Source organism: Lysobacter sp. DMC97, assembly GCF_056313745.1.
Map to the genome: position 1 here is coordinate 123346 of NZ_JBQUZR010000001.1, position 25452 is coordinate 148797.

A 25452-nucleotide genomic window follows, 5' to 3' on the forward strand; every position below is an offset into this window, starting at 1 on the left:
ATGGGTTCCGCGCCCCGCCGGTGCCATCGGTCACGCGAAGCCGGCGGTTCATTGGAAGATCCCTGCGATCACCGCACTGCCCGCCTTGTTGACGACGGACAGGTGGTCCGCGTCGATGTCGATGCAGACGGGCGGCTTGACCAGGAACTTGTCCCACCCCAGCGACGGCGTCTGGTCGCCGTTGTTGCGCGTCGCACGGATGATCACCGTGTCGCAGGCCTTCGGCAGCTTCTTCACGCGATAGCTGCGGCAGGCGTTCTCGCTGGCGATCGAAAGCCGGTAGGCGCGCATGAAGAGTTCCCTGGACATCCAGAAGCCGTTGCGCCGGGTGACTTCGAGCAGATACTCGGCGCGCTGGTCTTCGGGCACCTGACGGAATTCTTCGACGTTCAACGGCCACTTGCCGCCGAGCTCGTTGATCAGGTCGGTGAACGCGACGGCGATCTCGTCTGTGATGGTGCGGACGGTGGAGGCCGGGCAGCGGCCGTCGATCAGCACCAGCCGCTCGACCGTGATCTTGTTCTTCATCAGCTGGTGCGCCATTTCGAAGGCGACGACCGCGCCGTTGGAATAGCCGAGCAAGCTGAGGCTGCTGCAGTCGCGCAGCGTCGCGAGGGCGCCGATGTTGGTTTCGGCCATCGCCTGGATGTTGTCGAGGGGTTCGCGCTTGCCGTCCAGACCCACGCCCTGGAACGCGAACATCGGCTTGATGCCGGCCATCGCACGGCTCAGCGGCTGGAGCGACAGGACGCTGCCGTCCGATCCCGGGACGGCGAACACGGGCGTCCCCGACGCCTTCATCTGCATCTTGACGAGGATGCTGTCGGAGAACGATTCACGGCTCGTGAACCACGTTTCGATATCGTTCTTCGGCGCCGTGGTCTGCTGCGGCTTCCCAGGCGCGGGCGCAGCAGCGGCGGGCCGGGCGGACGCGGAAGCGGAAGCGGCGGCGACGCGCACGACGTGGATGCCTTCGATCTTGGACTGGTACTGTTCGGCCAAGTGGCGGCCGAGACTGCCGATGTCGGTGTAATTGAACACGACGCTCGGGGACAGGTTCTCGTCGAGCAGGGCAATCATCTTCTCGATCAGCGATGCCATGCCGATCGAATCGAAGCCGAGGTCGATGAAGCTCTGGCCGACATCGATCTCCGCGCGCGGCATGCGCAGGAGGATGGCGGTTTCCTGCGAGAGGAAGCGCACCATCTTCTCCTCGGCATCGAGCGCTTCCGCCCGTTCACCGTCGGCGAGCTTGTCGACGAAGCGCCATTCGCGCGCGGCCTCGCCCTCGCCTGCGCCGCCGTCCTGCCCGTCCTTCGCCTTCGGCCTCGCCACGGTGGGGATGTCCACGCGCGACGACGCATCGTCGTTGGGGTCGAAATCCAGCCAGTAGCGATGCTTGGCAAACGGGTACAGCGGCAGGTCGACCAGCTGCGGCAGCGCCTGCGCGTTGCGACGACGCGTCACGACCACGTCGCGCCAATGGCGCTCCCAGGGCATGTCGATGCCGCCGACCCACAGCAGCGCGATGTCCTTCAGCATGCCTTCGCGCAGGTTTTCGAGCAGCTTGTCCTCGCCGATCTGCGACTTGATCACGTCGAAGACGCGTGCGTTCTCGCGCTCCTGCGGACCGCCGGCGAAGATCGGACCGTTGCCGTCCGACGGCTTGTTGGCGGCCAGTTGCTTCGATGCACGTCCCAGGAGTTCGACCAACTCCTTGTGGCTGGCGGCGATGATGGCGAGCCGATGCTCCATCGGCACGGTGGTCATCTGCAGGGTGTAGGCCATGTCTTCCAGCGCCGGTGCGGGGCGACCGGAGTAGAGGACCAACGATTCCTGCAGGGAATCCTGCGCAAGGGTCAGCGACTCCTGCAGGGATTCGCGCGTGCGCGCCGAGAAGACGAACAACTGGCGGCCGCCCTGCTCCGTGCGCGCGACGCTGCGATCGGTGCGGTATTCCTCGAACAGCAGGTGCACGTTGATGCCGCTGTCGGAGAAGGAGTTGACGCCGGCGCGGATCGGTTCGTCGCCGCGGCGCAGCGTGTCGAACGGCAGCGGATGGTCGGCGATGTACAGCGGATGGGTCGGCGAATCGATGTCGATGAAGCTGTTGAGCTTCTTCTTGGTGATCGTGGCGGGGAATTCCTTGTGGTGCAGCGACAACGCGACCTTGATCGCGCTGGCCACGCCGCTGGCCGGCTCGACATGGCCGATGTTGCCCTTGATGCTGCCGAGCGCACAGTGCTTCTCGCCCGAGGCCGACGTGGCGAACGCGTTCTTGATGCCTTCGAACTCGAAGGAATCACCCCACTTGGTCGCGTAGCCGTCGACTTCGATGTAGCGGACCGAGTTCGGCCCGATGCCGTGCTTCTCATAGCATTCGGCGATCACCTGGGTGATGGCTTCGTGCTTGATCTCGGAGATGAAGCTGGCACGGCCGCGGTTGTTCTGATGGGTCGCGACGACCTTGGCGAAGATGCGGCGGTTGTCGCGCTCGGCGTCATCGAGCCGCGTGAGCACCAGCAGACCGACGCCTTCGCCGCGAGTGAAGCCGTTGGCGGCGTCGTCGAACACGCCGCAGGTGCCGTCGGGCGACAGCAGGCCGTAGCGCGCGATCGCCGCGTAGTCGCTCTGGAAGAGATTGAGCGACACGCCGCCGCAGATGGCCACGTCGCACTCGCCCTGCGCCAGCGACTGGCAGGCACGATGGATCGCGAGGCCGGACGACGCGCAACTGGCGTTGACCACTTCGCTCGGACCCTTGAAGTCGTACAGGAACGAGATGCGGTTGGCGAGGTAGTAGATCGGGCTGGACGAGCTGAGCGCCGGCGCGTTCGGAACGCGGTGCAGATTGCGGCGCAGATGGTGCTCGTATTCGGCGTATTCGTAGCCGATGAAAAGTCCCGTGCGCGTGCCGCGCAGCTTGTCGGCGCGCAGGCCAGCGTGCTGCAGCGCATGGAACAGCGACTGGGTCACCAGGCGTTCCTGCGGGTCGCACAGGCGGGCCTCGTCTTCGGTGAGGCCGAAGAAGGCAGGGTCGAAGCGATCGACATCGTCGATCAGCGCGCCCCAGCGCGGCGCGGCCTCGGCGTCGACGGTGCCCCAGCGCACGCCCTTCAGCGGCGCGATCAGCGAGCGCTGGTCGATCAGGTTGTTCCACAGCGCTTCCGGCGTCCGCGCATCCGCGAAGGTGCAGGCCATGCCGACGATGGCGATGCCGGGGCTGCCGGTCGACACCGCGACCGTCTGCATCTCTTCCGGTTCGGCGCTGCGTTCGTCGACGGACAGACCGTAGTAATGCAGCAGCGCGTCGGCGTGGTGTTCCAGCAGGTGATCGATCAGCGCCTGCTTGGAGGTGAAGCGTTCGCCGCGCAGGTCGAGGCCGTATTCGTCGCGGACGAAAGCCAGCATGCGCCGCAGCCCCGCGGCATCATCGGCGGGCTTCGGCGCCGGTCGCGGCGTCTCCGCGCGGCGGCGCGGGGCTGCAGCCGCAGCGGCCGGTGCCGCCGGCGCCTTGGCCGCGGCGGGAACCGGTTGCGCGGCGGCGGCCGGCGGCGCCTTCGGCGCCGGCGCGGCCGGGGCTGCGTTCATCGAACTGTCGATCATCGCGGCCAACTGGCGGATCGAGTTGACCGTCGTCAGCTGCGCCGGCGTGATCGACACCTTGAGCTGCTTGCTCAGGTTCGTCATCAGCTCGATCGCGATGATCGAGTCCATGCCGAACGAGTCGAAGTCGGCGTCGACGTCCAGTCGCTCGACCGGGATCTTGAGGGTGGACGCGACCGTCTTCGCGATCGTGTCCAGCAATGTCGGTTCCGCCACAGCACTCATCTCACACTCCCTGATCTTCTGCCAACGCGAGGTCGGCGGCGAGCAGCGCCTTCAGGCGCTCCATTTCGTTGCGGTGCGGCGCGCTGCCGGATTGCGGAGGCGCGAATGCCGTGGTTTCCGGCTGCGTTTCCTCGTCCTGCACCGGTTCGTCTTCGGGTTCGACGAAGAACCCGCTCTGCTTCAGCGTCGACATGCTGGTCTTCACGCCGGCGATCACCGCTTCGATGTCCGCGTCGGTGTGGGCCGTGGTCAGGAAGCAGTTGCCCTGGATGTTGGTCTCCACGCCTTCCATGCGCAGCAGGATGAAGAACAGCGCTTCGGTCACGCCCCAGTAGCTGTCGACGAAGCGGAAGCGGAACAGCGAACCGAAGGTGTCGATGACCACCGGCAGGCGCTCTTCGCGGAAGAACGCATTCAGCGTGCCCGCCAGTTGCGTGGTCTTCTCGTTGAGCGTGCGCTGGAAGCAGGTGCAGTTGTCGCACGTCTGCACGCCGTCGCCGCAGCGCTTCTTGATTTCGGTCAGCACCGCCAGGGCCGCGGCGATCTTCAGCGGATTCTGCGAATGCGTGCCGGCCATGCCCGTGCGCTTGGAGCTGGGCATGCTGTCGTCGTCGAACTGCCAGGTGCCGCCATCGACGATGTCCATGTACTTCGCCGCACCGGCGATGACGCCGGTGGGCAGGCCGCCGCCGGGAATCTTGCCGTAGGTGGCCATGTCGGCCTTGATGCCGAAGGTGCCCTGCGCGCCCTGCGGGCAGACGCGGAAGCCGGTGATCATCTCGTCGAGGATCAGCGGGATGTTCTTCTCGATCGTCAGCTGGCGCAGCGCCTTGAGGAATTCCACCGGCTTGCGGTAGGGATGGCGCGATTGCACCGGCTCGACCAGCACGGTGGCGATCTCGCCGGCGTGCTGCTCGATCGTGTCGAGCGACGCCATGTCGCCGTAGTCCAGCACGATGATCTGGTCGGCGAATTCCTGCAGGATGCCGGGCGCCAGCGGGAAGCTGTTGCCGGCGAGGTCGCGGGTGGCGGCCACCGCGTCCGACAGGCCGTGATAGCTGCCGTCGAACAGCACGATCTTCTTGCGGCCGGTCGCGGCGCGCGCGATGCGCACCGCGAACATCACGGCCTCGGTGCCCGACTGCGTGAACAGCGCGCGTTCGTGGCCGGTGATCTCGCAGAACAGCTTGCAGGCCCGGAAGATCATGTCGGAGTAGCCGACCAGCGGAATGCCCTGGTCCAGGCTGTGCTTGACCGCGTCGATCAGGAACGGCGCGCGGTGTCCGAACAGGTTCACGCCCATGTCGCCGGAGATGTCGATGTACTTGTTGCCATCGGCATCGTGGACGTAGGCGCCTTCGGCCTTGGTGTAGGTGATCTGGAAGTGGAGCTTCTTCAGATCCTTGATCAGGTGGAAGGCGCGACGCTGGTCGACGAAGTGGACCTGGTGTTCCAGGACATTGGCCTTGGACTTCGGCACGAAGCGGTCGTACTTCTCGACGAGCGCGGCGATCCAGGCGCGGTGGTCATCGGTCAGGTCGCGCTGGTCGAGCGCCTTCAGGGCGCGCGCGGCGGCCTTGCCGTCGTGCGCCGGCATGATGCCGCCCGCACGGCGGACGATCGCCAGCACTTGCAGCTGCGACTCCTTGTCCAGCGACTGGAACAGGCGCATGGCGTCCTGCTTGTCGATCTGCTTCGACAAGATCTTGTTCGATACGTCTTCAACGGGCATCTGCATGGCGTGATCCATCTCGCGGTCGCTAGAATTGATATTGATATCGGAGGACGAACTGTTTCTGGTCGCGATACGGCCAAGTCCCGCTGCGTTCGTCCCGTTCGTCCGGATAGAACAGTTCGAAATAGACCGTGGAGTTGTCGTCGATCTGGTAGGAACTGAGGAATTTGTGCTGGAACGTGGTGTACGGCCGGTTGTAGATCGTGAGCCAGGTCAGGGTCAGATCGTCGTTGAAGAAGCGATTGGTCACCGACCCGATCAGCGAATACTCGTTGCGCTCGCGGCCGATGATGTCGTCGCGCCAGTCCAGCAACCGGCTCCAGGTGATTTCCGCGCTGTACGTGAGCGGGCGGCCGCCGGGCGAGTAATCGAAGCCGAACGAGGAGTCGAACTGATCGCTTTCCACGATCGTCGGATCGCTGCTGCTCGAGGAGCTCGCGAAGAACGCGCGCGGCTGTTTCAGCGCCACTTCCGTGCGCAGCATCAGGTTGTCGATCGCGAGGTTCGCGGTCAGCCCGAACATGCGGAACCGTTGCTGGCGCACCAGGTAATCGTTGTCGATCAGCCGCGCCGCCATCAGGCTGATGTCGCTCTTGCCGAACGAACGCTTCCAGCGGCCGCCGAATTCGTAGGTGCCGAAGTTGCCCCAGCCGTCATCCGGCGCGTTCTTGTCGAAGGAACCGGGGATGTCGTACTCGGACCCGCGATCCGGATACTTGTTGTAGCCGGGGCGCGGCACCAGGAACGCGGTCCACTGGCCGGAATCGCCGAAGTGGTCCACCGTGAGCATCGCCTGCCCGACCCGCGACTCTTCCAGCGAGATGAAGAAGTACTCGGCGCTGTTGCGGGGACTGACTTCGTCGGTGATCGCGCCGCCCTCCGAAACACCCCACGGCAGGATCTGGTAACCGAGCCGGAAGCTCGTGTTGCCGAAACTGCTCTGCAGGTAGGCTTCGCGAGTGACGAGTTCGTGCAAGGGATTTTCGTCCTTGGCCTGGGCGCGGTGGTCGTTGCCCCAGTGCAGGTTGTATTTGGTGTCCAGGCGGAAGTACAGGTTGCTGGTCAGGGCCTTGGAATACTCCAGACGGACCGACGAGCGATTGTTCACCACGCGCTTCGGCGAGGCGAACTTGTAGGACACTTCGTGCTTCAGGCTGATGCGCAGGGGTTCCAGCCAGGCCGAGAGCGGACTGGCGCCGTCCGCCGCGCCCGTGGTCGTGTCCGCATCGTCGGTCGGCGAGGTCGGGCCTGCAGGTGTCTGGTCCGCAGGCGTTTCCTCCTGGGGCGACTGGCCTGCCGGATCACGGCTCGTGCCCGGATCGCTTTCGGTGTCGATGTCGAGCTCGCCGGCACCGGCCGTCGTGTCGGTGCCCTGTTCCGACTGCGTTGCGGCAGGCGCCTGCTCGCCGTTCGCGACCGGTGCTGCCGGTGGCGTCTCCGTGGGGGCGTCGATGAGGACGCCCTCGAGGAAATCGTTGTCCGGATCGGGGGCAGGCTCGGTCTTCGGCGTCTGGGCACAGGCGCCGAAGGCCACGCCGAGGGCCAGCAGTGAAATCGCGGCGGACCGCAGGGATCCACTCTGCAGTCGATGCGGGCAGCGGCCATGCGGGCCCGTGCGCCCGGCGGGGAGCAGTACGGTCTTCATCGGGGAGGTGTGCGCCTTGCGGATGTCGCCAGGCAGATTCCCGGGTTCGACACCCCGAGGCCTCCGTGGCGTGCCGTCCTGCGGCAACGAAGCGTTCGACGCGCAGATCGATTCCGGCAGGGATGAGAGTGCGTCCTTGACCGCATACGGCAATTCCATGTCTTCGGGGAGGCTGACGCGCAGCCCCTGACGCTGGATGATGACACAACTCCCGGCGTCGTTCGTGTCGGCATCGATGACCGAGCCCCTTGTCCTGATGTGGTTTCGGCGAGGCGGCCGGTCCCGCACGAGACCTTTGCCGATCGTGTCCGACGACGGGATCCCGCGCCCGGTCGAAACCGGCTTGAGCAGAGCGGCATCGGCAGGGGCATGGCGCGTGCGCGACCTGCGTCGGTCTCCGACGGGCTCAGGCCGTTTCCAGCGCGCGCCGCCTTCATCGCGGACTCGACGGAGATCAAGAGCGCGTCGAGTGCGGAAGCGGTGTGCCGCGATGGCGATTCCATTTCCAATGCGTTCATGTCCGTGCGATTCACGATGCGATCGACGCCTCGCCGCCGTACCCGCCCGCTGCGTCCTGATCCCCGTAGTGACGGATTTCCTCCGACACCCACAGATCGTCGAGTGCGCGCTGGGAGAGCACCTTGATCAGCACCAGCTGGTCCATGTCCGAGGCGACGAAGGCTTCCAGCGCCTGCATCGCTTCGTCCGGCTCGATCGATCCGATCCCCCGGCTTTCCATGCGCTTGCGGAAGAACGCATCGGTGACGATGCCGACGCTGCCCCAGTAGCCCCAGTTGACGATCTTGACCGGGTACGGGTGACGCGCGCGCATGGCCTGCGCGAAGCTGTCCTTGAACGTGCATCCGGCGCAGTAGTTCGACTGGCCGGCGTCGCGGTGGAACGACGCCACCGACGAGAAGAACAGCACGAAATCGAGGTCCAGGCCGGCGAAGGCGCGCTCCATGTTGACGCTGACGTCGACCTTGGCCGCAAGGCTCTGGCGGAAGACGGCCTCGTCCATCGCGCGCACCGTCTGGTCCTGCAGCACCAGCGCGGAATGGACCACGCCGTCGATCCGCGGGAAGCGTTCGCGGATGGACGCGACGGCCGCCGTCAGCGCTGCCGCATCGGTGGCGTCTGCCGAGACGTAGTGCGGACGTCGGCCCAGCGTCGCGATCGCATCCAGCTTCGCTTCGATCGCGGCGTCCTGCGGCCGGCGACCGATCCAGATGATCTCGGCGTCGTAGCGCGCGACCATCTGCCGCGTCCAGACTTCGCCGAGGCCACCGGCGCCGCCGATCACGACGTAGACGCCCTTCTGCCGGTAGGCCGCGCGCGGGGACGACAGGCGGCCGACATCGGCGAATTCCTGGTGGAACCACTCGTCGCAGCGGAACGCCAGCCCCCTGCCCTGCTCGTCCCAGGGTAAGGCAAGCAACTCGCGCGGATCGAGATCGTCGGTCGCTTCGATGTCGAGCAGCCGGAAGCGCCACTGCGGCATTTCCTTGGCGACGCTGCCGACCAGGCCATGCACGCTGGCGTGATGCGGCGACACCAGTTCGTCGCCGAAGACCTGCAGCGCGCGGCGGGTGACGATCGTGAACTTGAGCTCGCGCTCGAAGCCGTCGAGCCCGCCCAGGACCTTGAGGATGCGGAACAGCGAAAGCACGCCCGCGTCCTGGCCACGAATGATCGCGTCGTCGTCGCCGACGTCCGCTTCGGGGGCGAACCACAGCAGATGGTCGAATGCGCCATCGGACAGCCACTGTTCGATCCGTTCGAGCGAATCGCCGGCCACGATCGGCTGGTGCCGCAGTTCGATCGGCGCCCGGCGCAGCCAGGCAACCAGCGCCTCGTCACCGCCGAGCAGCAGGCAGCGTTCGCCCGACGCCGGCGTCGTCGCCTCGTGTTCGAAGCGGACCGGATTCCAGATCGGCATCAGCGCGCGCAGCGAGGCGCTGGACGCCGAGGTCGGGACCGGCTTCGCGAGCGCCGGTGCAGCGTCGACGGCGCGCGTCGACGCCACGGCAGGCGCGGACGGGACGGTGCGCGAGATCAGACCACGGATGCTCACCCGCGCCAGCCCCTCGGCGTCGACCAGATCGATGTCCAGCGACGGCATCCCGGCGATGGCCGTGCCCGGCGCGCGACGAACCCAGACCCACATGTCCTCGGTGGTGTCGCCATGGACGATCATGTCGTCGAACGCGAACGGCATCACCGCCGCGCCGCCTTCGCCGTCCAGGCCCGCGATCAGGCAGATCGTGCACTGCATCGCGGAGTCCATCATCGCGGGGTGCAGGCCGAAGCGCGGATCCACGGCGTCCGGCAGGTGCAGGCGCGCGATCACTTCGTTGCCGTCGGTGCGCAGGTCGGCGATGCCCTGCATCATCGGCCCGTAGCGCAAGCCGAGCGCCTCGAAACGCGCGTACAGCACACCGCGATCACGATTCTCGCCATCGACGGCCTCGTCGACCGCTGCGAGATCCACCAGCTCGGCCTCGATGGCCCCTGCACTGCAGCGGACCGTTCCGCGGGCGTGGGTCGTTTCGCCGGCCGCGCCTTCGGAGAAAATCTCGTATTCGAGCCAGCGTCCGCCGTCTTCGTCTTCGCCGTTGTCCTGCAGCGCGACCTTCAGCGCGAACGCATCGTCGACCACCACCGGCTGGATCCAGGCGTGATCCCTGAATTCGAGCGTCTGCGTCAGGTCTGCCGGCAGCGCCAGCGCCACCGCGGCGCGCACCATCTCGACGTAGGCCACGCCCGGCAGCACGCGGTGTCCGAGCACCGCGTGGTCGCGCAGGAAGAATTCCTCGCCGTCGAACTCGGACGCGAACATCAGGCCCGACAGATCGGACACGTTGACGTGCAGCAGGGGATGCAGGTTCGCCGGTGCCGCTGCTGCAGCGGGTTTCTTCGGACTGGCGTCCTCGGGCAGCGCCGGAATCGCGAAGCGCCTTTTCTCGAAGGAATACGTCGGCAGGGCGATGCGCTGCGCTCCGGAGCCGGCGAACAAGGCGTCGAGCGGCAACTTCGCCCCGCGGCAGTACAGGTCCGCGAGCGCGAGCAGCTTGCTGCGCGCTTCGTCGGCCGGCAGACCGCCGAGAAGCTGTTGCACCACGAAATTCGCGAACTCGTCGAGGCCCGGCGTCGCCTTGCCCGAACGCTCGGCGTCGCCGCCGACGAAGCAGTCCGGCGCACGCTTGTGGCGGCCCAGACGCTTGAGCTTGGCGCTCAGTTCGTCGAGATCGTTTGCCACGACCACGCAGCGATGATCGAACTGCGTGCGGCCCGTGGCCAGCGTGAAGGCGATGTCGTCGAGATGCTCGGCATGGCCGGCATCGAGCCAGTCGGCGAGATCGCCGACCTTGCGCCAGAGCGCCGCTTCGGTCTTCGCCGACAGGGCCACCATGCGCGGCATCGGCGCCGCGCGCGACGGCTGCGCCCGCTGCGGCGGCTCTTCCAGCACCATGAAGGCATTGGTGCCGCCGATGCCGAGGCAGTTGATCGCGGCCCGGCGCGGCGTCGCGCCCTCCGGCCAATCGATCACCTCGGTGTTGACGTGGAACGGGCTGCTCTCGAAATCGATCTTGGGATTCGGCGTGGCGAAATTGATGCAGGGCGGAATGCGCCGATGCTTCAGGCACAGTGCGACCTTGATCAGGCTGGCCATGCCGGCCGCGATGTCGAGATGGCCGATGTTGTTCTTGACCGACCCGATCGCGCAGAACTGGCGACGATCGGTCTCGCTGCGGAACAGCCGGGTCAGCGCGAGGGTCTCGATGGGATCGCCCATCGCCGTACCGGTGCCGTGCGCCTCGATGTAACCGATGCTGTCGGCAGAGACGCCGGCATTGCCGAGCGCGGCACGCATGCAGTCGAGCTGGCCTTCGACCTTGGTGGCCAGGAAGCTCATCTTCTGGCCGCCATCGTTGTTGATGGCCGACCCCTTGATCACGGCATGGATGCAGTCGCCGTCGTCGATCGCCTTCTGCAGTGGCTTCAGCAGGACCATGCCCACGCCGCTGCCGAACACGACGCCGCGTGCGTTCGCGTCGAAGGCGCGGACCTGCCCGTCAGCGGAGAGGATGTTGCCGCTCTCGTACAGATACCCCGCCAGATGCGGCGTGCGCACGGCGACCGCGCCGGCCAGGGCCATGTCGCACTCGCCCGAGCGGATGCTCTGGCACGCCATGTGCGTCGCCACCAGCGAGGTCGAGCATGCGGTCTGGACCGCGATGCTCGGGCCACGCAGGTTCAGCTTGTACGACAGGCGCGTCGGAACGAAGTCCTTGTCGTTGGCGACATGCCAGCTGCCACCGGTCTTGCCGATGACTTCGGCGTAGTGCGCGGTGCACGACAGCAGGTGGCTGGACACGATGCCGCCGGACCCGGCGAACACGCCGACCTTTCCGGGTTGGGTTTCGGGCGGATAGCCGGCGTCTTCCATGGCCGACCACGCGCATTCGAGCAGCAACCGGTGCTGCGGATCCATCATTTCCGCATCGCGCGGCGGAATCCAGAAGAATTCCGCGTCGAAGCAGTCGTGGTCCGCCAGCAGCGGCGCGACTTTCACGTAATTCGGATCGGCCAGCGCTTCGGCCGACACGCCGTTGGCCAGCAGTTCTTCGGTGGAAAGCGCAACGATGCCGGAGCGACCGGCGCACAGGTTGGCCCAGAATTCATGCGTCGAGGCCGAGCCGGGAAATCTCCCGGCCATCCCGATGATTGCGATGTCGCTGTGGTGCTTTTCCATTCCGAATCCTGCTGCAATCCATGGTCAGGATGTCTCCGACCTCTCGTGGATTGCGTCCAATGAAACTGTTCGATCAGCGCTCGTAGGCGGCACAGAGATCGCCGACCGTGCGCAGGCCGGTGATCGGCACGTCGCCGCTCGCGAACGGATCGTAGGAAAACTCGATTTCCAGGATCGCGAGGATGCGGGCGATATGCAGCGAGCGGAACCCGAGCGTGTCGATCAGCGCGCTGGAATCGCTGATCGGGCCGAGTTGCACGCCCTCTTCCTCGGCGACGCGACGGAGGGTGTCGTAGATGATCTGCTTGTGTTCGCTCATGACGTTCCTGCAATGGGGTTGAACGGAGGGACCAGCGTGGGGCTGGACATCAGGCGGTGAAGCCGCCGTCGACCGCGAGGGTCTGGCCGGTGATGGCGCGCGTCGACAGCAGGAAGCGCGCGGCGTCGACGATGTCCTGCGTGGTGCACATGGCGCGCATCGGCGTGCGGTTGATGATGCGGGCGAGCTGCGCCTCGGTCAGGTGGCCGACCATCTCGCTTTCGAAGAAGCCCGGCGCGATCGCATTCACGGTGATGCCCTGCGGACCGACTTCGGTCGCGAGGCTGCGCGTGAAGCCCAGCAGCGCCGACTTGGTGGCGCTGTAGACCGCGAGGCCCTTGTGGCCGCGCAGCGCGTTGACCGAGGAAATGTTGAGAATGCTGCCGTGGCGGGCGGCGATCATGCCCTTGAGGCACGCGCGCGTCAGCACGATCGCCGACTCGAGGTTCAGCGTCAGCGACTGGTGGATGTCGCGCTCCGAGGTCATGGTCAGCAGGCCCTCGGTGCCGACGCCGGCATTGTTGATCAGGGCATCAATGCGCTTGTGGCGGCGCAGGACGTTCATGGCGAAGGTCCTGACGCCCTCCAGGTCGGTGCCATCGATCGCTTCCCAGTGGAAACGCGCGCCCTCCGGATCCTCGCTCCGCATCTTGTCGATGAAATCGTTGCTGGAGCGGCTGAACGTGGCGACGAAGTCGCCTGCGTCGAGCCGATCCCGTACCAATGCCTGTCCCAGTCCGCGGCTGCCGCCGCTGATGATGACCACTCGCTTGTCAGTCGACACTCTCTTGCTCCCTTGCGGCATGGTTGACGTCGCCCTGCGCTGCGGGCGCCGGGCGGCGAATCTTCTTGAAGCGTGCACCGAACATCGGGTCCTCGCTGATCTTGATCCCGACCGGCACCTTGTACGGCGGCAGATGCTCCCGGCAGTACGCGCGCACGCGCCGTTCCACGTCCGCTCTCGGCTCGGGGTTGACGAGCTGGACCGTCGCGAAGACCAGGGCACCGGTCAGCGGGCTCGGCTTGCCACTGACGATGACGTCGCTGATGTTGTCGACCTGCAGGATCAGGTCCTCGATCTCGCTCGGGTAGACCTTCTCGCCGCCGACGTTGATGATTTCCGACTTGCGCCCGAGGATGCGCAGGTAACCATCGCGCTCCTCGACCATGTCGCCGGTGTTGAGCCAGCCCTCGTCATCGAACGGCGATGGCGCATTCAGGTAGCCGATCATCGCGGCGTCGGTGCGGATCCAGAGGATGCCGTCGATGATCCGGATTTCGTGCCGCAGGCCGCCGACCTTCATCCAGGTCGAACCCGCGTCTTCCGATTGCGTCGGCAGGATGCCGACTTCGGTGAGCCCGTACGTCTGCTTGCAGCGCACGCCCGGCAAGGCTTCGTTCAAGGCCTTGAGCGTCGCCAGCGACATCGGCTCGGTGCCGTAGGTGATCAACTCCAGCGACGACAGATCGTAGGCCTGGCGCTGGTCCGAAATCAGCAGCATGTTGAGGAAGGTCGGCGTGGTCGGCAGCAGCTGGACGCGCTGCGACTGGATCGCATGGCACACCGTGGACACCGAGCGATCCGCGACGAAGACCGCGGTGCCGCCGTTGCACAGCACGTGCAGCAGCGTGTTGATGCCGCCGATGTGGTCGAACATCAGGAAAATCAGGGTGCGGTAGCCGGTCCCGGGCTTCTGCAGGACATTCGCGATGAGCCGCGAGAAACGATGCACCGAGGCCTTGTTCTTGCCGGTCGACCCGGACGTGAAGAGGATGAGCCCCGCTTCCTTGGGGTCGCCGCGCAGGCGATTGAGCAGCGGATGCTGCTGACCGTAGTCGCAGGACGTGTAGCGGCTGCTGCCGTCGTTCGAGAATTCGAACACGCCATCGACGCAGGCGGTCGCGAGCGCATCTTCCACTTCGAAGTCGGTCGCGGACAGGAACGGCACCACGATGTTCGCGTTCTCGACCAGCGCGAACAACAGCGCGATCATGTCGCCGGAGACTTGTCCGCGCATCGCGATGCATGCGCCCGGGGCGATCCCCGTGGATTGCAGTTGCCCGCGCCAGTGGGAAATCTTCGCGTGCAACTGGGCGTAGTCGAGCGGCGCGCCGTCGCAAACGACCGCCGTGCGCCCAGTCTGATCGGCCCAACCCTCGATGAGTGTCGCGAGATTCTGCATTCAACGCTCCGTGTTCGAAGACCCGCAATGCGGGTGGATCAGCCGATGTTCCGATTTGGATTATCGAGCTGGGGGATGGTTTGATCAACCAAGCTTTCGGCATGTGTTGCGCAGGCATTGCCTGCCTGCGCAATCGCCATGTCGAACGTCATGTGCACTACCGGCATACCTGCTGGAATCGATGCCTGCGTGCCACGGTTGCGGACACGACGGGAGCCATCCGGTTCCGGCTTCGCCGGAGCACATGCGATTCCCGTCATGTCGCGCCTGCTTCGTAGATCGCGTCGAGCGCATCCTCGAATTCGAGGCTCGCCGCACGCTGCGACGCGGGGTCGGGCGCGGCGCTGCGACCGGGTGCGTAGAGCGATTCGAGCATCGAAGCGAACTCGTCCTCGCGCACGCTTTCCGCATCCGGCATCGCCGGGTAGCCGACCATCAGGCCCTTGACCTTGATGAGCACGCGACCTTCGGCATCGAGCACGTCGATGTCGATCACGGCACGATCGTCGTGGCGACCAGCGCCGCGCGCCGGGCGAACCCAGATCACGCCTTCACGCGCACCGACTGCGGCGAACGCGATGCGTTCCAGTGCGAGCAGGGTTGTCGCCGACGGTTGGATGCCGCCGCGGGCCAGATGGTCGAGGCCGGCCAGATGCGCGAGCGAGAGCAGCGCGAAGCTGTCCAGTGCGCCCGCGGCATCGGTGGCGCCATCGCGCTCCGGCAGGCGGAATTCGAGCAACTGCTGCCGCTCGCCGCGACGGCAGGCGACGACGCCGTCCGGCAGGCGGTCGCGGACCATGCCCGCGTCGACCAGGGCGCCATAGAAGGCCGCGGCGTCATGGGTGTCGCCCGGGAACAGCGCGCGCAACTGGGACACGTCGATGCGACCCGGATCTTCGCTCGGCGCGTAGGTGCCCGTGCCTTCGCACAGCATCGACTCGCCGTCGGCACCTGCGGTCTTCACGTTGAAGTCGAAGCCGCTGCCGTCCGTTGCGTACAGATCCAAGGAGACGGTGCCGCTGCGCGATGCCGGCTCGGAGCCCGCCCACGTCAGGGAACGCATTTCGATGCGTGCCTTGTGCCCGCGGTCGCCGAGGGATTCCCGCACCGCCAGCCGCACCATTTCGACCGGCAGCAACTCCGGCAGTCCGGCGTCCGGCCGCAGTGCCGTGCCGCGCAGCGATTTCTCGAGCGTCGCGCTGTCCGAGGCGAACGACTGCCGCCCGAACACCGACACATTGCGATGCAGCAGCGGATGCATGACCGGCTGGTTGCCCGTCTTCTGCTTCTCGGGATCGACGCTGAACCAGTAGCGTTCGCGCGCGAACGCGTAGGTCGGCAGCGAACAGCGGTGCATCCTGTAGCCGGCGTACAGCACCTTCCAGTCGGGCTCCTGGCCCTTCAGCCACACGTCGAGCAGCGAAGCGAGATCGCGATCGCGATCGCCCAGCCACTGCGCGATGGTGCCGGCATCCGTGGGTTTGACGTCCGACTTGCGGCGGACGCTGGCCTGCTTCACGTCGGCCTTGGCTTCGTCGCCGTCGACATAGGCTTGCAGCCGTTCGATCAGGGCCTCGGTCGAGTCCACGATCAGGCCCATGCGCTCGGACATCGCGTCGCGGCCGATCTGCAGGGTGTAGGCGATGTCGGCGAGGTCGTCGTCGGTGCCCTTCGACAGATGCGCGAGCAGCCGTGCCGCGTTGGCGCGCAGGCGATCGGGAGTTTTCGCCGACAGCACGATGAGGTGGGGACCGGCCGGACGGGCATTCGACTGCGCCTGCGCGTCGAGGTACTCCTCCAGCACGATGTGCACGTTCGCGCCGCCGAAACCGAAGGAGCTGATGCCGGCGCGACGCGGGAACGGCCGGCCCTGGTCGTCCAGCGCCGGTTCCCAGGGCTGGGTCTTCGCGACCGGATAAAACGGGGTGTTGTCGAGATTGATGTACGGGTTGAGCTTCTCGAAGTGCAGCAGCGCCGGGATCTGCTTGTGCTTGATCGACAGCAGCACCTTGAGGATGCCGGCGATGCCCGCCGCGGTTTCGAGATGGCCGATGTTGGTCTTGGCCGAGGTCAGGCCGATGTGCGGCTTGGTCGGCGCGGGCAACTGGTGCTTGCGGTAGAGATCGGCGAACGCCTTCTTCATCGCCTGGATCTCGATCGGATCGCCCAGGCTGGTGCCGGTGCCGTGGCATTCCAGGTAACCGACGCTGCGCGGATCGACTTCGGCCTTCTCGTACGCCTCGACCAGCAGGTCGGCCTGCGCGTTCGGGTTCGGCGCGGTAAGCATCGTCGCCTTGCCGCCGTGGTTCTCCGCGGTCGACTTGATCACGGCGTAGATGTGGTCGCCGTCGGCGATCGCGTCTTCCAGCGGACGGATCAGGATCGCGCCCGAGCCTTCGCCGCGCACGTAGCCATTCGCGCGCGAGTCGAAGGTCTTGCACTTGCCGTCGTCGGCCAGCATGCCGGCGGCGCCGAAGGAGATGTGGCCGGCCGGCGTCAGCATGACCTGCACGCCGCCGACGATCGCCATGTCGGAACTGCCGGTGTGGATCGATTCGATCGCACGGTGCAGCGCCACCAGCGAACTGGAGCAGGCGGTGTCGAGCGGCGCGCTCGGCCCGTGGATGTCGAGCAGGAACGACACGCGGTTGACGAGGATCGCGTGCGAGGTGCCGGACGCCGAATAACCGTCGAGATCGGCGTGACTCATCGCCATCATGTCGATGTAGTCGCGGGTCGCCGCGCCGACGAACAGGCCGGTCCGCGTGCCGGCGAGGTCGGACACCTTGTGGCCGGAATCCTCGACCGCGCCCCACACGCTTTCCAGGAAGATGCGCTGCTGCGGGTCCATCATTTCCGCTTCGCGCGGCGAGATGCCCCAGAACAGCGGGTCGAACTTGTCGACCTCGCGCATGAACCCGCCCCACTTCGACAGCGTCTTGTTCTTTTCCTCCATCGGGTTGCCGTAGTACGCCTGCCAGTCCCAGCGGTCCGGCGGGACCAGCGTGACCATGTTGTTCTCGGCGTTCCGCAGCTTTTCCCAGTACTCGTCGACGTCATCGGCCTGCGGCATCACGCCGCTCATGCCGACGATCGCGATCGGGCGCTCGATGAACCGGCGCTGCGGGGAGAACCCGCCGCCGGAGACTTGGCCGCCCGCGGCGGCTGGCGCCGGCGCTTCGGCCTGGTCGAACTTCTTCTTGAACGCGATCGGGGCCTGCTCGGACACGACGGCCGCCGGCGCATCGGCGCGGGCCGCGGCCGCCGCGGCCGCCGCGGTGGCGGGCGCCTGCGCCTTCTGGCCATGCACCCGCAGGACGTTGTCGCGATGGTCCTGGGCGAGGTGCTTCGCGATCTCGCGGATGTTCGGGTATTCGAAGAACGTGACCGGCGTGATGTCGAGGCCGTACTTCTCGTTGACCAGATTGCTGAAGGAGGTGAGACCGATCGAGTCGAAGCCCAGGTCCAGCAGGATCGTGTCGAGATCGATGTCCTCGGCGTCGATCTTGAGGAAGTCCATCACGATCTGCGACAGCCCGCCCTGGACCGCCAGCGCCAGATCGTCGCCGCCGCCCGCGGACGCCGCGGGCGCGGCCGTGCCTGCAGGCGCACCGGCTTGCGCGGCCGGTGCGGTCGCGGCCGGGGTCGCGACGTCCGGCACGCCGATCCCCCAGGCGCGTTCGATCTTCTCGCGCACGCCCTGCATCACGGCGATGTGCGACAGCTCGGTCTGCAGGCCCAGCATGAAGGCCTGCACGCCGACTTCGCGCTGCAGCGGCTTGATGCCGAGGTTGCGTTCGAAGAACAGCGCCGTCTGTTCATCCAGGCGCATGCCGCCTTCGGCCCAGATCGACCAGTTGATGCTGAGCGCCTTGCCGTGGCGTGCGCCGTCGCGCGAGAGCGCGTTGCGCCGCGCGGCGAACGCATCCATGTAGTGGTTGGCGTAGGAGTAATCGCTCTGGCCCGCGTTGCCGGCCAGAGCCGCCAGCGACGAGAACAGCACGAAGAAGTCCAGCGGATCGTCGCGGGTGGCCTCGTCCAGCAGCACGGCGCCGAGGATCTTCGGGGCGAAGACCGCCGCCATGTCCTCCCAGCTCTTGTTGCGGATGTAGGCGTCGTTGAGCACGCCGGCGCTGTGGACGATGCCGTGCACCGCACCGTAGCGCTCGCGGCAGGTGGCCACCAGCCGTTCGACGTCTTCGCGCTTCGACACGTCGGCCTGGACGTATTCGACTTCGGCACCCGCCGCGCGCAGCGCCTCGAGCGTCGCTTCGATCTCCGGCTTGAGCGCACTGCGTCCGCTGAGGACCAGTCGCGCCTGGAACTCCTTCGCCAGGTGCTCGGCGAAGATCAGGCCGAGGCCGCCGGCGCCGCCAGTGATGACGTAGGCGCCGCGATGGCGGACCGGCATCGGGGCGTTGCCGGCGGCGTTGGGCAGAGCGTCAGGCGCCGGGCAGGATTCGATCCGGCGCAGCGAACGACGACCGTCGGCGTAACGGACGCCGAGCGCCTTGGTATCGACATGGTATTCGGCACGGAGCGCCGCGACCACGGACGCATCGAACGTCGTCGTCGGCGGCTGGAACTCGATCACCTTGCAGGCGAGCTTCGGGCTTTCCGCGCGCAGGATGGTGACGAAGCCCTGGATCGCCTCGTCCTGCGGCCGCGCTTCCGGACCATCGCTGAAGTACACGTAATTCAGGCGAACGGAGGCTTCGGCCTTCTGCGCGATGACCGCCTGGCAGAGGTGCAGGAAGGCGTGGACGCCGTTTTCGAGCGACTGCGCGGTGCGCGTCTCGACCGGGAGCGCGCCGTCGACCGGCACGCCCGACCAGGCGAAGCACACCTGCAGCACCGCGGGATGCGCCTCGCGCAGCGCCGAGAACAGCGCTTCGAAGCTGTCGCGACTGCCGCCATCGACGCGATACGTGCGCTCATCGATGCGGGCAAAGCCATCGCCCGGGTAGACCGCGATCAGCGTGCTGGCGTCATCGCCTGCGGCGGCCAGCGCGGCACGGTAGGCCTCGTGGCTGGCGACATCGGGGGCGAACAGCACGATCGTCTGCGGCGTGCCGGCGGCGGCCGCCGGTTCGATCATCGACGACTGCCATTCGGTGCCGTAGTACAGGCTCGAGAACGCGCTGTCGTCGGTGGCCGGCGCGTTCTTCGCGCCACCGCCCTGCCCCGGCTTCTCGTGCACGTCGAGCAGCGGCACGCCGACCGAGTCGCGCACCCGCACCAGCACCTTGCCGTGCTCGTCGACGATGAGCACGTTCATCTTCGAGACGTTCGACGACTTCTTGCCGTCGTTCGCGTCGGTCACGTAGCTGTAGCAGACCGGCGTGAGCGGATGCACGATCTCGACTTCGCCGAGCGAATACGGCACGAACATCTCGCCGCCGGCATCGGCCAGGCGCGCACCCATCGCCACCTGGAACGAGGAGTCGACCAGCGAGGGATGCAGCACGAATTCGTCGAAGCGCAGCGCGTCGAGTTCCGGGATCTTCAGCGCGCCGAGCACTTCGAAGCCGACCTGCGGATTGCGGTAGACCGTCTGCAGCGCCTGGAAGGTCGGACCGAGATCCAGACCCAGTTGCTTGAACTGCGGATAGGCGCGCACGGCGTCGCTGACCGGTTCGCAGCGGCCGCGGATCGCGGCGAGGTCGATGAACTCGTCCTCGGCGGCCTCTTCCTGCGCGGTCGCATACTGCAGCTTGCCCTGGCAGTACAGCTGACGGCCGCCGCCCTCGCGTTCACTGAAGACCTCGAACGACACCATGTCGCCGGACGGCTTCAGCTCGATGAAGACCTCGTTCGGAACGCCGTTCTGGACCGTCAGCGGACTGACCCAGAGGATGTTGCGGATCCTGCGGACCTTGCGCCCGGCGGCGATCTCGCCGGCCTTGCGCGCGAAATCGAGGTACGCGACGCCCGGCAGGGTCGGGATGTCCGACACCAGGTGGTCGTAGATGAAGAATTCGCGATCGTTGAACACCTTGCGGAACAGCTGGCGTTCGAACGTGGATTCGTTGGTGTCGATCAGCGGGTGCAGCGCGCTGGCCGAGGACGCGCCGATCAGCGCCGGGGCGCCGTCCACGGGCTCCAGCCAGTGACGCTTGTCGGCGAAGGGATAGCTCGGCAGCGAAATGCGCCGACCGCGGCCCTGCGCCTGCATGCCCTGCCAATCGGACGCCAGGCCATCGATCCACAGCTGCGACAGCTTCAGCGGATCGCGCGACTTGGCGAGCAGGTCGATGAACGCGTCCTTCTCCTGCCGGTTCAGCAGCTTGGTGATGCCCTCGGCGTTCTTCACGTGGCCGATCAGGATGTGCTCATCCCGGGTGCCGGCCAGGAACGACTTCAGCTTCTCGAGCAACTGCTCGCGGCTACCGGCGATGAGGGCGACGCGGTGGTCGAACGATTTGCGGCCGACCTGCAGCGTGAACGCGATGTCGTCCAGGCTCGGCGCGGAAGCGCTGTCGCGATCCTTCTCGACGAAGGCCTTGAGCCGTTCCGCCGCATGACGCAGCTGTTCCTCGTTGCGCGCGGACAGCGGGAAGATCCGCAGGCCGCGATGGTCCTGCTCGGCAGGCGCGTCGCTCTCGACCGCTTCGAGGATGACGTGGGCGTTCGAACCGCCCGCACCGAACGAGCTGATGCCGGCGCGCAGCGGCTGCGCCACGCCGTCGACCTGCTTGGGCTGCCACGGTTCCAGCTGCTGCTGCACCACGAAAGGCGAATGCGCGAAATCGATGAATTCGTTCAATTCGCCCGAATGCAGCGACGGCACCAGGGTGCGGTGGCGCATCTGCAGCAGGGTCTTGCACACGCCGGCGATGCCGGCAGCGGCTTCCAGATGGCCGATGTTGGTCTTGATCGAACCGATGGCGACGCTGTGCAGTGGCACCTCGTAGCGCTCGAAGGTCTGGTTCAGGCCGGAGATCTCGATCGGATCGCCGAGCTCGGTGCCGGTGCCGTGGGCCTCGATGTAGCCGATGCTGCGCGCATCGATGTCGGCCCGCTTCAGCGCCGCGGTGATGACATCGCACTGGGCCTTGGAGTTCGGCACCGAATAGCCGCTGTTGCGGCCGCCGTGGCTGATCGCGGAGCCCTTGACCACCGCGTAGATGTTGTCGCGATCGCGCCTGGCCTGGGCCAGCGGCTTGAGCAGCAGCGCGCCGACGCCTTCGCCCGGCACGTAGCCGCTGGCACCGCGGCCGAACGCACGGCACAGGCCTTCGTCGGACAGCAGTCCGCCGGCGACGGTGATTTCCTGCTTGCACTGGTGCACGTCGAGATTGACGCCGCCGACGAGGGCGGCGGCGCATTCGCCGCGCTGGATCGCGTCGCAGGCCAGGTGGATCGCGGTGAGGCTGGCCGAGCACGCGGTGTCCACCGCGATGCTGGGGCCGGTGAAATTCATGAAGTAGGAAACGCGGTTCGCGATGCTCCACAGGAAGGAGTTCGCGATCACCCGGTTGCCGGCCAGGCGCTCTTCGGCACCGACCATCTGGTACATCGCCCAGACCGCGCCGACGTACACGCCGATCTGGCGGCCGCCGAGTTCCTCGCTCTGGAAGGCTTCCGGATAGTAGCCGGCGTCTTCCAGCGCTTCCCACGACACTTCGAGGAACAGGCGTTCCTGCGGATCGAGGGTTTCCGCTTCGCGCGGCGAGATGTTGAAGAACAGCGAGTCGAAACGGTCGAGGTCGTCGATGAAGCCGCCGCGATACCGGCCCAGCGCATCGCGGTTGCGTCGGCGCGCGTAGCGCGACTGCGGGATCTCCGTGATGCAGTCGCGGCCGGAGACGAGGTTCTCCCAGAGTTCCTCGGCGTTCCTGGCCTTCGGCAGGCGCGCGGCCATGCCGACGATCGCGATCTCCATGCTCTCGTCGCGCGACGCGTCGACGCGCGAGGGCGCGACTACGGAGGTCGACGCCGCCGGTGCCTGGGCGATCGTGGAAGCCGCGGCGGCAGGCGCCTGAGCGACCGCGGCCTGCGACGTGCCGGTCGCGGCGACGGCGGAAGGGACCGCCGCAGGCGACAGCAGCCGGTGGAGCTGGTGCCGGGCGTTGAGATCCCCCATGCCTTCGGCCACGGCGAGATCCGGGATGTTAACCTTCTGCGCAAACGCCTCGATCAGGCGGTCGCCGAGCTTGCGCACTTCTTCGCTCTTGAGTCCGACCGGGATCGCCAGTCGCACGAGCTGGTTGAGCGGCGAGTTCTGCTGCATGCCGACGCTGTGCGCGCCGCCACGGATGCCGGTCGCGAGGTACAGCCAAGCCACGAACGAGGCCACCGGCGCGGCGAGATCGCGGAATTCGGGGATCCGCTTGACGTCGATGAGCACGCAGTGCGACAGCGACGGCCGCACCACCGGCAGACCGTGCTCCGCCAGTCGCTGCCCCAGCGTACGTACCGCATCGACGCGGCGGCGCACCTGGGTTTCGACGAAGCTGCGGTTCTGCACAGAAGCCGCGATGCACTTGCGGTCGATCGCGTCCAGCGCCTTGCCGCTGCGCTGCTGCAGGACCTGCAGCCGGTCGTGCAGCGCCTGGTCGTTGGTGGCGATCAGCCCGCCCTTGTCGACGCAGAAATCCTTGGCCAGGCTGGCGATCACCGCATCGGCCTGCGACAGCAGGGCCTCGACGACCTGCCACACCGTGGCGTTGCGCCATTCGGACTCGTGTTCGATGACCACCAGCGCGTTCTCGACCACGCGGGTGGCGTCCAGCACGAGGCGGACCGGGTGCCGGTCGCGATAGCGGTCCAGCAGTGCCCTGACCTGCTTGAGGTGGCCCAGCGACACCGCGCCGCCGCCGGCGGCGTTGTCGGTCAGCTCGATGCAGACGTAGCCGATGTCCGCGGCGTGCGCGTCGAGTTCGGCCTGCAGCGCGGCGAGGTCGATATCGCCCTTGAACGGCGCGTCCGACTGCAGGTCCAGGAGGGCCGCCGCAGGCATTTCCTTCGGCGAGAAACCCTTGTCGATCTGGTGGTAGAGGGTGCTCGGGAACAGGACGTTCTGCGGCACGCGGCCCTTCTTGTCCCAGGCCTGGCAGAACAGTTCCTCGGCGGCCCGACCGGAGCCGGTGAGCGTGAAGAACGAGAACGGGAAGACCCGGCGCAGCGACGCGTTGACGTCGACCGGGCGCTGGATCTGCGCGAAGAGGCTGGCCATCTGCTTGTCGATGGCGGGCAGGCTCAGTTGCGCCCAGGAATCGGTCTTGAGATCGAACTCGACCTGGCCCGAGGCGAGGTTCATCGGGTTGAAGCCGGCCGCCTCCAGCGCCTGCCAGCGCGGGCTGGCGGCGAGTTCGACGGTCTGCGCTGCGACACCCGGCGCGGCTGCGACGGCCTGCGTCGCCGGTGCGCTCGCTGCGGGCGCGACGACATCGGCCGCAGGCTCGTCGATCTGGTTCTTCGACGGATCGGCGATCATCAGGATGATGTCGAGCACGTTGTCCGCCCTGCCCGCGTCGGTCGCGCGGCACAGGAAGATGTCCTTGCTCTCCGGACGGAACTTGTTCTTGAACTGGAGGTTGCCCTCGTCGTTGAAGATGTTCTGCTGGCGCAGGTCCTCGAGGATGCGCTCGACCTGCGGGTCGGCGTCCGGCGAATCGCCGAGCTTGCAGCCGTAGGTGCCACCGAGGCTGAACATCCGGCAGCCCTCGTCGCGCAGCATCTTGATGATGTTGACGATCGCGAATTCCAGGCCGCCGAGAGGCATGTCCGGACCGTAGAACTCGAGGTCCATGAGATAGGCCGCGCCGTCCGCCATCGGCGACACCAGGATCGCGTTCTGCAGCGTGTCGTCGACATAGGTCACGAACAGGCGGTGCTCGCGGTCCAGCGTGCCGGCGAGGATTTCCTCCTTCACCACCGGGATCAGCGGATTGACCATCGTGCGCGAGGCGCACCACAGGTCGATGATCGCGGCGATCGCCTCGGCGGTCTTGCGGTCGCTGCCGCAGATGTATTCTTCGGTGCGGCAGGCGCCGGCGTTCGAGAACTTGGACACCAGATAGCGCAGGCGGCGCATCTTCTGACCTTCCAGCGTGAACGACGGCAGGTCCAGCACCCGCTGCATCACGCCGAACGGCGTCGCGGAGAAGGTCTTGCCGCACATCGGCGGAAGCCGGTCTTCCGCGAACAGGTTGAACTGCAGGCCGTTGGCCTCGCAATGGCGATACAGCTCTTCGGCCAGCGGCAGGAAATGTTCTTCGGGGCCGGTGTAGCCGTAGGCCAGCAGGATGCCCTTGCCCTTGCCGCAGTTGAAATACCCCTTCTGCCCAGTGCCGAAGAACAGCAACGGCGCGATCGTCGCGGTGCCGCGCGACACCGAGGACTCGTTCTTGTAGCGATGGAAGATCTCGCGACGACGCTGGCTGAGATCGGGATAACGGTCGAGGTGGCGGATCGCCACCATCGCGGGCGCACGTTCGACCACGGGCGCGGGCGCGGGTGCGGCGATCGCGGCAGGTGCGGGCGCCGGTGCCAGCGAGGCAGGCGCAGCAGGCACGACCGGCGCAGGCGCCGATCCGTCGCCGAACTTGCGCATCAGCGTGTCCGCGTGCGACTTGACGAAATACCGCGCGAGATCGCGAACGTTGAAATTCTCGAACAGCAGGGTCTTCGGCAGCGTTCCGAAATCCTCTTCGAGCCGCTTGAGGATTTTCAGGACAAGGAACGAATTGACGCCGAGCTCGCCGAAAGGCGTTTCCGCATCGAAAACGAGCGCGGTATCCGCGACTTCGCAGATCAGCGACTTCAGGTAGTTTTCGGTGCGTTCTTGCAGGGAATCTTGGTCCATCATCTTTCGGCAATCCTTGCGATCCGATCCTGGCGAGGGAAATCCCCCTCACCCTGAGGAATCATAATAAATCGAGTTTGGTATAACAACATTTCGGCGGAAAATGCAAATTGACAACGATTTCTCGGCCGAAACGACGGGATCATCCGCGATGGCGCCGGTGCGGCCTGCGA

8 protein-coding genes are annotated in these 25452 nt (G+C 66.5%); all 8 read right to left on the reverse strand.

What is annotated here, in order from left to right; all coding sequences use genetic code 11:
* Window positions 1-48: 48 nt before the first annotated feature.
* A complete protein-coding gene (locus tag ACT53Q_RS00335; protein WP_476184678.1) occupies window positions 49-3831 on the reverse strand; it encodes a beta-ketoacyl synthase N-terminal-like domain-containing protein in 3783 nt (1260 codons plus the stop codon).
* Window position 3832: 1 nt separating this feature from the next.
* Complete coding sequence (locus ACT53Q_RS00340; protein ID WP_476184679.1) at window positions 3833-5569, reverse strand: aminotransferase class III-fold pyridoxal phosphate-dependent enzyme; 1737 nt, start codon at window positions 5567-5569, stop codon at window positions 3833-3835.
* Window positions 5570-5591: 22 nt separating this feature from the next.
* Entirely contained in the window at window positions 5592-7499 is a 1908-nt protein-coding gene (locus tag ACT53Q_RS00345; protein ID WP_476184680.1) for a hypothetical protein, read from the reverse strand.
* 241 nt (window positions 7500-7740) lie between these two features.
* The gene (locus ACT53Q_RS00350) at window positions 7741-11967 is read right to left on the reverse strand and encodes an SDR family NAD(P)-dependent oxidoreductase (RefSeq protein ID WP_476184681.1); all 4227 of its coding nucleotides are present in this window, start codon (window positions 11965-11967) and stop codon (window positions 7741-7743) included.
* A 73-nt stretch (window positions 11968-12040) separates the two neighbouring features.
* Window positions 12041-12286, reverse strand: coding sequence for a hypothetical protein (locus ACT53Q_RS00355; protein ID WP_476184682.1), 246 nt, complete (start codon window positions 12284-12286; stop codon window positions 12041-12043).
* 49 nt (window positions 12287-12335) lie between these two features.
* Window positions 12336-13070 (reverse strand): SDR family NAD(P)-dependent oxidoreductase, encoded by a 735-nt coding sequence (locus ACT53Q_RS00360; RefSeq protein ID WP_476184683.1) that lies wholly within the window; start codon window positions 13068-13070, stop codon window positions 12336-12338.
* Window positions 13060-14469 carry a class I adenylate-forming enzyme family protein gene (locus ACT53Q_RS00365; RefSeq protein WP_476184684.1) on the reverse strand — a complete coding sequence of 470 codons (1410 nt, stop codon included), beginning with the start codon at window positions 14467-14469 and terminating at the stop codon, window positions 13060-13062. Before ACT53Q_RS00365 ends, ACT53Q_RS00360 begins: the two co-directional genes overlap by 11 nt.
* A 256-nt stretch (window positions 14470-14725) precedes the next feature.
* Window positions 14726-25279, reverse strand: coding sequence for an SDR family NAD(P)-dependent oxidoreductase (locus tag ACT53Q_RS00370; RefSeq protein ID WP_476184685.1), 10554 nt, complete (start codon window positions 25277-25279; stop codon window positions 14726-14728).
* Window positions 25280-25452: the final 173 nt, after the last annotated feature.